This window comes from Nocardia sp. NPDC049737, assembly GCF_040674755.1.
Classification (GTDB): Bacteria; Actinomycetota; Actinomycetes; order Mycobacteriales; family Mycobacteriaceae; genus Nocardia.
Genome location: NZ_JBFANH010000027.1, coordinates 72,964 through 82,034, shown reverse-complemented (window position 1 = coordinate 82,034; position 9,071 = coordinate 72,964). Strand labels below are relative to the sequence as shown.

General features: G+C 66.5%; 6 protein-coding genes. 2 read left to right on the top strand and 4 right to left on the bottom strand.

All coding sequences use genetic code 11. The features are described 5' to 3' along the window. Together trpS and AB0J47_RS31125 are read right to left on the bottom strand one after the other, a co-directional pair. On the bottom strand, positions 1-1,098 hold a 1,098-nt coding region (trpS, locus tag AB0J47_RS31130; RefSeq protein ID WP_364354050.1), incomplete at its 3' end, for a tryptophan--tRNA ligase. 227 nt (positions 1,099-1,325) lie between these two features. Continuing rightward, complete coding sequence (locus AB0J47_RS31125; RefSeq protein WP_364354047.1) at positions 1,326-2,381, bottom strand: alpha/beta fold hydrolase; 1,056 nt, start codon at positions 2,379-2,381, stop codon at positions 1,326-1,328. Between the two features lie 556 nt (positions 2,382-2,937). On the opposite strand from AB0J47_RS31125, the gene AB0J47_RS31120 reads away from it, so the two are divergent. Together AB0J47_RS31120 and AB0J47_RS31115 are read left to right on the top strand one after the other, a co-directional pair. Continuing rightward, complete coding sequence (locus AB0J47_RS31120; RefSeq protein ID WP_364354239.1) at positions 2,938-3,390, top strand: DUF2752 domain-containing protein; 453 nt, start codon at positions 2,938-2,940, stop codon at positions 3,388-3,390. 24 nt (positions 3,391-3,414) lie between these two features. Further along, positions 3,415-3,603: a hypothetical protein gene (locus AB0J47_RS31115; protein ID WP_364354044.1), complete on the top strand. Its 189-nt coding sequence runs from the start codon at positions 3,415-3,417 to the stop codon at positions 3,601-3,603. On the opposite strand, the gene AB0J47_RS31110 is transcribed toward AB0J47_RS31115, so the two are convergent. Together AB0J47_RS31110 and AB0J47_RS31105 are read right to left on the bottom strand one after the other, a co-directional pair. Next, positions 3,600-4,955: a M1 family metallopeptidase gene (locus tag AB0J47_RS31110; protein ID WP_364354041.1), complete on the bottom strand. Its 1,356-nt coding sequence runs from the start codon at positions 4,953-4,955 to the stop codon at positions 3,600-3,602. The genes AB0J47_RS31115 and AB0J47_RS31110 overlap by 4 nt on opposite strands. Continuing rightward, positions 4,955-9,001 carry a Pls/PosA family non-ribosomal peptide synthetase gene (locus tag AB0J47_RS31105; RefSeq protein ID WP_364354038.1) on the bottom strand — a complete coding sequence of 1,349 codons (4,047 nt, stop codon included), beginning with the start codon at positions 8,999-9,001 and terminating at the stop codon, positions 4,955-4,957. The genes AB0J47_RS31110 and AB0J47_RS31105 overlap by 1 nt, the downstream gene beginning before the upstream one ends. Positions 9,002-9,071 lie beyond the last annotated feature (70 nt).

Genomic DNA, 9,071 nt, shown 5'->3' with positions numbered 1-9,071 from the left:
TGGTTTGCGATTTCGTTGGCGTGTTCGTTTCGGGCGTGGGCATGTCGGTGGTTGTGCGTCAGTAGTTGTTGCCGTTGCGGCGCGGACCTCGTCGAGGGTGTGGTTTGCGATTTCGTTCGCGCGTTCGTTTCCGGCGCGCAGGACGGTGCGGACGAACTCCGGGTCGCGGGCGAGGTCTGCGCGACGTCGGCGGTGTGCGGCGAAGTAGTCGTTGACCGCGTCGGTGGTGAATTTCTTGAGGGCTCCGGCTCCGGCATCGCCGATATCGGCGGCGAGGGTTTGTTCGTCGATGCCGGTGCAGCGTGCCGCGGTGGTCAGTAGGGCGCAGATGCCGGGGCGGTGTTCGGGGTCGAAGGTGATAGTCCGGTCGGCGTCGGTCTGGGTGCGGCGGATGACGGCGGCGGTTTGGTCGGCGGTCATCGAGAGGGCGATCGCATTGCCGTAGCTTTTCGACATCTTTCGTCCGTCGAGGCCCGGAATTTCGGGAGTCGCGGTCAGCAGAGGTTGCGGCTGCGGGAAGGTGTGGCCGTAGCGTTCGTTGAAGCGGCGGGCGATCACCCTGGTCAATTCGATGTGCGGCAGGTTGTCCTTGCCGACGGGGACCAGATTTCCCTTGCAGAACAGGATGTCGGCGGCCTGATGGACCGGGTAGGTCAGCAGTAGTCCGCTCAATGCGCGCCCTGCCGCGGCGTGTTCGGCCTTGACCGTGGGATTTCGATGTAGTTCGGCCTCGGTGACCAGACTCAGGAAGGGCAACATCAGCTGGTTGAGTGCGGGGACTGCCGAATGGGTGAAGATCGTCGCGCGGTTCGGGTCGACGCCTGCGGCGAGGTAGTCGAGAACGGCGTTGTAGACGTTGTCGCGGACGGGGCCGATGCCGTCGCGGTCGGTGATGACCTGGTAGTCGGCGAGGATGACGAAGGTATCGACGCCGAGATTGTGCAGCCGTACTCGTTCGGCGATCGTCCCGAAGTAGTGGCCGAGATGCAGCGGGCCGGTTGGTCGTTCGCCGGTGAGGACCCGGTATCGGCTGGGATTGGCCGCGATGGCGTCTGCGAGTGCGTCACTGCGGTCGCGGGTGGCGGAGTAGGAATTCAACGTGGGGCTCCTGGACGATCGAGGGCCGTACGAAACCTCGTTCCGCGCAGGAACATTCACGGGCCGCGTACAGCCCGTGGACATGGTTGATCAGGGCTGCTGAGGCAGCCGACGCCAGATCCGTCGAATGGTGATCACCCGTCGAAGATAACAACCGTGACCAGTGGCGTTCAAGGAATTTTCTGCTGGGGCCGGGCGCCGTTGACCAGCCCCAGCAGAGGTTCGGGTCAGCCCGCGGCGGCCGTGCGTGGGTTGGCGCGCTGGACCACGTCGGCGAGCAGGGTATTGAAGCGGTCGGCGGCCTCGATATTGCCGAGGTGGCCGGTCGGCCAGACCTGGTAGTCGGCGAGATGACCCGCTTCGGACAGGGCCTCGACGATCGGGCGGGACATGCGTTCGGGCAGCAGGTGATCCTCCGCGCCCGCGATGACCGTGGTCGGCACCGTCAGGTGCTTCGCGGCGTCGCCCAGGTCCAGGCTGCCGATGGCGGCGGCGTGCAGGCCGCGGGTGAGCGGGCGACACGAGCGGACGATGCCGAGCGCGAAGTCAACCTCGTCACGGGTGGCGGGCTTGGACATCACCCGGGCCTTGAAGACCGCGCTGACCGGCCAGCCGCCCGGCAGCGGAATCGGCGCGCTGAGTGCGGTTTCCGCGATAACGAGCGGCACGCGGACGCTGGCCCCGAGTACGGTCAACGGCCGCTTGGCCACCATGAGCGGCTTGTTGAACAGCGGCAGCAGATCGGTTTCGTAGCGGATATCGCTGGCCGCGGTGTTAGCCATGACGACGGCGCAGGCGCGTCGAGTGACCTGTTCCGGATAGCGAGATGCCCACGCCTGCAAGGTGATTCCACCCATGCTGTGCCCGACGAGGACGGCGCGCTTGCCGAGTGGGACAGCTGCCTCGAGCACGGCTTCGAGGTCGTCGGCCAGCGTCTGTGCGCCCGGGCCGGTGCTGCCGAGGGTGCTCTCGCCGTGGCCGCGCTGATCGTAGGCGAGCACGCGGTAGCGGTCGGCGAAGGCGTTGATCTGCGGATTCCAGTACTCGATGCAGCAGCTCCAGCCGTGGATCAAGACGATGACATCGCCGTCGGCGGGACCGTAGGCATGGACCCTGAGTTTGGCCCCGTCCACGGTGGTTACCGGGATTATCTCGGGGGTGGCGGCGGGCTTGTTGAGCGACGCGGTCCGGTATGTCCGGGACCGAAGTCCGGCACGGTAGGCGGCGGTCAACGGTTCGTCTCCGCGCACTTCAGCCAGCGTCCTCATCGACTTGACCAGCATTTGAGCACTCCTTTGTGTCTGCCGCCACAGTACAGTGCAAGCTGAGTGCTTGCTACTGCTAGCGCTCCCAGTGGCGGAATCCTGGCTCTATCGGGTGGATACCCGAAATTAGGTCGGCCAATAGTCTGTCGTGAAGAAACATGAGCACGAGCCGCTTCTTCTTGGATATCGCCGGTGCCCGAGCCGCCCGTTACCCACGCCGTCGTGCCCTGTCGCCCCCAATCGCGGTCCGACCCACGGTCGCCGGTTCTCGGGCGTCGACGACGGGTGCAGCTGGCGCCAGCCTGCGGCGGCCGAAGCTCGGCTGGAGGCGAGGAAGCCGGCGATAACCTCGGGCATCACCAGGCGGACCGGATCGTCCGGGTGGAAATCTCCGGGACATCGCGGCGATTGGGAGCGCGAACGAAAACGACCACGGATGAACGGTCTCCGGCGTCCATTTCGACCGCGACCGAGCCGGAGAAATCGCTGTCCGGCGTACCAGCGGTCCACCGTGTAGCGGGGACGAGCTGTGGCGGGGGTGGGGCGGCCGCGGCTACCGTTGGTGCTTGTGGAGATGAGGCATGCGGTATCGGTCGCACATCAAGGACCGGAACAGCCGAGGCGTATCGGGCTGCGCGCCATGGGGTGGCCGCTGGTGGCGGCGGGCGTCGGTATCGGAGTCGCGACCCTGCTGCATTTCCGCGATCCGCACGGCGAAGGCTCCTACGGAATCTGCCCGGTGTACGCGCTGACGGGGTTGTATTGCCCCGGCTGCGGCGGCATGCGCGGCATGCACAATCTGACCGACGGCCGAATTCTCGATGCGGTACACAGCAATCTGCTCGTGCTGCCGCTGGTGCTGGCCTTCGTGCTGTGGATCGGTGACTGGTCGATCCGCGCCTGGCGCGGCGAACGGATGCGACTACCTCGGATCAGCCGCACCACGATGTGGCTTTTCTTCGCGCTGCTCATCGGGTATTCGGTGCTGCGAAATACGCCGTGGGGGACCTGGCTCACGCCGGTCTAGCCGTTTTTCAGGAAGGCTTCATATATGAGTGATTCGTTGAAGGAACGCGTGCGGGCGAAACTATTGCGCCAGCTCGAAGAGGACGGCATCCGGGACCAAGAGCAGGACGACCCGCGCGAGATCTCGGTCGGTGCCGATCTGGACGCACTCGACAGCGTCGCCGAAGACGATCCGCTGGTCGAAGAACTCGCGGCGCGCTACCTGGTTTTCTAACGCGAGGTCGAATTAGCCTGCCCACCGGAGGGCGGCAATTGCGGCAGCGGCTCGGAAAGCAACCATGCGTCCCACAGCGACCGTAGCGGCACCAGACTGTAATGGCCGGCCAGATCGGTGAACTCCTCGGTGCTCACCGACGCGTGCCGATAGCGAATCGTCCACTCGCGCAATAGATCCCAGAAGGCAAGCTCCCCGATCTCCAACCGCAGCGCATGCAGGGTGAGCGCGCCGCGCTTGTAGACGCGATCGTCGAACATGCGCTGCGTGCCCGGATCACCCACGATGATGTCCTGCGGCTGCCGGAACAGATTGTGCCGGGCAGCGCGCGCCAGCTGATCGGCGGTCGGCCCGCCCGCTGCCTCCGACCAGATCCACTCGGCATAGCAGGCGAAGCCCTCGTGCAGCCAGATATCACGCCATTGCCGGATGGTCAGGCTATTGCCGAACCACTGGTGCGCGAGTTCATGTGCGACCAGGCGTTCCGCGCCGCGGCGGCCGTCGCAGTGGTTGGCGCCGAAGATGGAAATGCCCTGCGCTTCGATCGGGATCTCCAGCTCGTCATCGGTGATCACGACGGTGTAGGCCTCGAACGGGTATGGGCCGAACTTCTCGGTGAACAGCTCCATCATCTTCGGCTGGCGCTCGAAGTCGTGTTCGAAATTCGCGCGCAGTCGCGGCGGGACCACGGCCTGCATCGGCACCGAACCGCGCGGGCTGCCGATGCGGTGTTTGCGGTACGGCCCGATTTGTATGGTGGCCAGATAGCTCGACATCGGTTCGGGCTGTTCGTAGACCCAGGTGGTCTGGCTGGCCTTGGTCTGCTTGCGCAGCAGGGTGCCGTTGGCCAGCGCGTAGTACGGGGTGTCGGTGGTTATCGAAATCCGGTAGCTGGCTTTGGAACTCGGGTGATCGTCACAGGGGAACCAGGATGCGGCGCCATTGGGCTGACTGGCGACCAAGGCACCCTCGGTCAGTTCCTCCCAGCCGACCTCGCCCCACGGCCCGCGCACCGGCTTCGGTATGCCCGCGTACTGGATGACCAGGCCGAGTACCCCGCCCGCCGGAATCCGCTGCTGCGGGGTGATCACGAGTTTGCCGTGTTGATGGGTGTACTTCGCGGCCTTGCTCCCGTTGACGAAGACCTTGGCGACGGTGAGCGACTGGGACAGGTCGAATGCGAAACGCTCTCGGACGGCGGTAGTCACCGCGGTGATCTCGGCGCGGCCCGCCAGTCGGTTGCTGGCGAGCTTGTAGGTCAGCTCCAGTTCGTACCGCGATACCCGATAGCCGCGATTTCCGTTCTGCGGTAGGTATTCGTCGATGGGCTCTTCGTAGAACTTGGCCCGCATCAGTTGGCCGCTCCGGCCTCGCTCGGCCTCGGCACCGGACTGGACCACGGCGCGATCGGATTGCCCCACCAGCGGGTGGACGGCGGCACGGTGTCACCGCGCATGACCAGCGAGGCAGGGCCGATGGTCGCGCCGGCGCCGATGCTCGCGGCGGGCAGGGCGACGCAGTGCGGTCCGAGGGTAGCGCCCGCGTCCAGGATCACGGTGTCCATGGCCATGATTCGATCGTGGAAAAGGTGGGTCTGCACCACGCAGCCGCGTTCCACGGTCGCGCCGTCACCGAGTGTCACCAGGTCCGCCTCCGGTAGCCAATAGGACTCGCACCATACCCCGCGGCCGATCTTGGCGCCGAGTCCACGAAGCCACAGATTCAGTACGGGGGTGCCGGTCGCGGCGCGCGCGAACCACGGCGCGGCAACGGTTTCGACGAAGGTGTCGGCAACCTCGTTGCGCCATACGAACGAACTCCACAGTGGATGCTCCTCGGCGCGAATTCGCCCGACAAGCAACCACTTCGCGGTGACCGCACTTGCCCCCGCGATCGCACCGGCGGCCATCAGCACCAGACCGCAGAGCAGTCCGGCGACAAAGTATCCGGCCGATTCCGCGATCCAGGCCAGCGTGAACAGCACGCCGAGGCCGATGGCGAAGGTCACGAGCACCGGGAGCAGTCGGCAGGTTTCCACGATGCCGCGGAACACCTTCAGCCGCAGCGGTGGCTCGAAGGTGCGTTCGGTATCGCCGGTTTCGGAGGCGCGGCGCAGTCGCACCGGGGGGCTGCCGAGCCAGGACGAACCGGCCTTGGCCTTGGACGGTGCCGCCGAAAGCACCGCGACCAGGCCGTTTTTCGGCACTCGTCGACCGGGTGCGGTCATACCGGAATTGCCGAGGAAGGCGCGCTTGCCGACCTTTGCATCACCGATGTGCAGCCAGCCGCCGCCGAGTTCGTAGCTGGCGATCATGGTGTCGTCGGCGAGGAATGCACCGTCGGCGACCGTGGTGAATTTCGGTAGCAGCAGCACCGTGGACGCCTCGACGCTCTTACCGACCTTCGCGCCGAGCAGGCGCAGCCACACCGGGGTCAGCAGGCTGGCGTAGAGCGGGAACAGGAAGGTGCGCGCCGAATCCAGCAGCCGCTCGGTGGCCCAGGCCTGCCAGCCGACCCGGCTGCGGACGGGATGATGTCCTTCGATGAGTCCAATGCTGAGCAGCCGGACTGCGATGAGGGTGGCCACGGTGTAGACGGCGAGGCTGAGCAGCGTTGCGACGGGCAGGATGGCGAAACCCTCTGCGAGTGCACCCGCGAGTGTGCGGGCATCGCGAATGAACCAGGCAATGAATGCACCGCCCGCGGCCAAACCGAGAATGGGCATGGCCGCCAATGCCATCGAGGTCACGCCGAAAATCGCGACCCAGTGCGCGGCCCTCGCGGGAGTGTGTGCGGGCCAACGATGCTGGGCCTTACCGACTTTCGTGGCGGGCGAGCCGGCCCACTCCTGTTCGGCCTTCACCTTGCCCGATACCGACGATCCGGCCGCGATCTCCGCATTCTTGCCGATTTTGCTGCCGGGTAACAGGATCGAGCGCGCACCGATCACCGCGCCCGCACCAATGGTGATCGGGCCGATGTGCACCACATCGCCATCGATCCAGTAGCCCGACAGGTCGACCTCGGGCTCGACACTGCAGCCGTCGCCGAGTTCGAGCATGCCGGTGACCGGCGGCAGGCTATGCAGATCGACGCCCTTGCCGATCTTCGCGCCGAGTGCCCGCGCGAAGGGCACCATCCACGGTGCACCGGAGAGACTCTCCGCACCGCTGGCCTCCGAGAGCCGGACCGCCGCCCACAGTCGTAGGTGTTCCGATCCGCCGCGCGCGTAACTGCCGGGCCGCACGCCGCGCAGCAGAATCCGAGCGCCGCTCGCGCAGATCACCATGCGACCGGGCGGTGAGATGAAGATCAGGAAGGCGACCAGCGTCCACCACCAGGACAGATGTGGCAGCCAGGGCAGCGAGCCGGACCAGCCCGCGATATTGCCGACGATGGCCAACCAGGTGAGCCACTGTAGGCCGGTGAGCGTGGTGAGTGGGACGGTGGCCAACACCTGGGCCCATTGGGCGCGCAGTGGCGTCGGGCGCACGATCCGTTCCTCGACAGCGGCGCTCGGCGAGGTCTCATCGAGCAGTTCGGCCAGCGCGCCGAGACGTGGATGGTCGTAGAGATCGGCGACGGTAATGCGCGGATAACGTTCGCGCAGTGCGGTGACCAGCTGTGCCGCCGAGAGCGAGCCGCCGCCGAGGTCGAAGAAGTCGATATCCGGACCGGTGACCTCGGCACCCAGGATCGAATCCCACAGTCCGGCAATCCATTGCTCGGTTTCGGTGAGTTCGCCGGTCACGGTGTCGGTTTCGGAGGTGTTCGGCAGCGGCCACGGCAGGGCATCGCGGTCGACCTTGCCCGAGGTGCGGGTGGGCAGGTCCGAGACGATGGCGAGTCGGGGAACCAGCGGTGCCGGAAGTTGTTCGGCGAGTTGAGCTCTCGCGGCCCTGAGGTCGAAATCGGGTGCGGTGCCGGTCAGGTAGCCCAGCAGGACTTTGTTGCCCGCCTTGGTGGTTCGGATCGCGGCCGCGGCCCCGGTGACGCCGGGTAGGTGCTGTAGGGCATTGTCGAGTTCGCCGAGTTCGATGCGGCGGCCGCCGAGTTTGATCTGATCGTCGGCGCGGCCGAGGAAGATGAGACCAGCGCTGTCTTTGCGCACCAGATCGCCGCTTCGGTAGGCGCGGTCCCAACCGAGTGACGGTAGTGGAGCGTATTTTTCGGCGTCCTTGGCCGGATCGAGGTAGCGGGCCAGGCCGACTCCGCCGATCACGAGTTCACCGGATTCGCCCTCGTCCACCGGGTTTCCGGCGGCGTCGACAACGGCCAGATCCCAGCCGTGCAGCGGCAGTCCGATCCGGACCGGGAAGCTGCCGTCCAGCAGTGCCGCACAAGCAACGACTGTCGCCTCGGTGGGGCCGTAGGTATTCCAGACCTCACGTTCGGTATCTGATTCGCGGCGTTCGCGGGGCCCTATGTGGTCACGCTCCGCTACCTCCTCCGGGCCCGGCGCTCGCGCCGCGGGGCTTCCGGCAAGGCGTTCGGCGAGTTCGGGCGGTACCGCCTCGCCGCCGAAGATCAGCAGCCGGACCGGCTCGAGTGCCTCGGCGGGCCAGGTCGCGGCAAGGGTGGGGACCGTCGAGACGACGCTGATTTCGTGTCGGACCAGCCAGGGACCGAGATCCGCGCCGGTGCGGACCAGGGCGCGCGGTGCCGGGACCAGGCAGGCGCCATTGCGCCAGGCCAGCCACATTTCCTCACACGAAGCATCGAAGGCGACCGAGAGTCCGGCCAGGACCCGGTCGTCCGGACCGATCGGGGCATCCGGCAGGAACAGGCGCGCTTCCGCGTCGACGAAGGCGGCGGCATTGCGGTGGGTGACGGCGACGCCCTTCGGGGTTCCGGTGGATCCGGAGGTGAAGATGATCCAGGCATCGTCGTTGGGTGTGGGACGAACGGTCGATGCCTCGCGGGACTCGGGCCGTTCGACGGCTATCGGCTCGATGCCTGCCGCGGTCACGATCGCGGTGACGCGGGCCTCACCGAAGACGAGTCGGGCGCGTTCCTCCGGGTCATCGGCGTCCACCGGGACGTAGGCCGCACCGGCGAAAAGAATGGCCAGAATAGTGACGTAAAGCTCATGTGTGCCGGACGGCAGGCGCACGCCGACGCGGTCGCCGGGGCGCACACCCGCCGCGGTCAAGCGCACGACTCCGGCGTCGATTTCGGTCAGCAATTCGGTGTAGCTGAGCACTACCCGACCGTCATCGATGGCGGGCGCCTCCGGATGGGCCGCCGCGGTGCTGTTCAGGATGTCGACAAGGGTCCTGGCCTGCGGCGCGAGTGCGCCGCACAGCAAGGGATCGGGTGTGCGGAGCCCGTTCACGGGGTCCGTGCCCGCCGCGGTGTCGACCTGCGGCCGCAGCATCACGTCGTGCCCACCTCTCATAGACCTGCCTAGCGCTTCCTCGTTGTTGTTTCACAGCAGGGTTACCAGTGGGCAAACGCCACGGTGACCA

Excerpts from the sequence above, each read along its gene's own strand:
- AB0J47_RS31115 (WP_364354044.1), top strand. The coding sequence starts at position 3,415 with ATGAGTGATTCGTTGAAGGAACGCGTGCGGGCGAAACTATTGCGCCAG.
- AB0J47_RS31105 (WP_364354038.1), bottom strand. The coding sequence starts at position 9,001 with ATGAGAGGTGGGCACGACGTGATGCTGCGGCCGCAGGTCGACACCGCG.
- AB0J47_RS31110 (WP_364354041.1), bottom strand. The coding sequence starts at position 4,955 with ATGCGGGCCAAGTTCTACGAAGAGCCCATCGACGAATACCTACCGCAG.
- AB0J47_RS31125 (WP_364354047.1), bottom strand. The coding sequence starts at position 2,381 with ATGCTGGTCAAGTCGATGAGGACGCTGGCTGAAGTGCGCGGAGACGAA.
- AB0J47_RS31120 (WP_364354239.1), top strand. The coding sequence starts at position 2,938 with ATGAGGCATGCGGTATCGGTCGCACATCAAGGACCGGAACAGCCGAGG.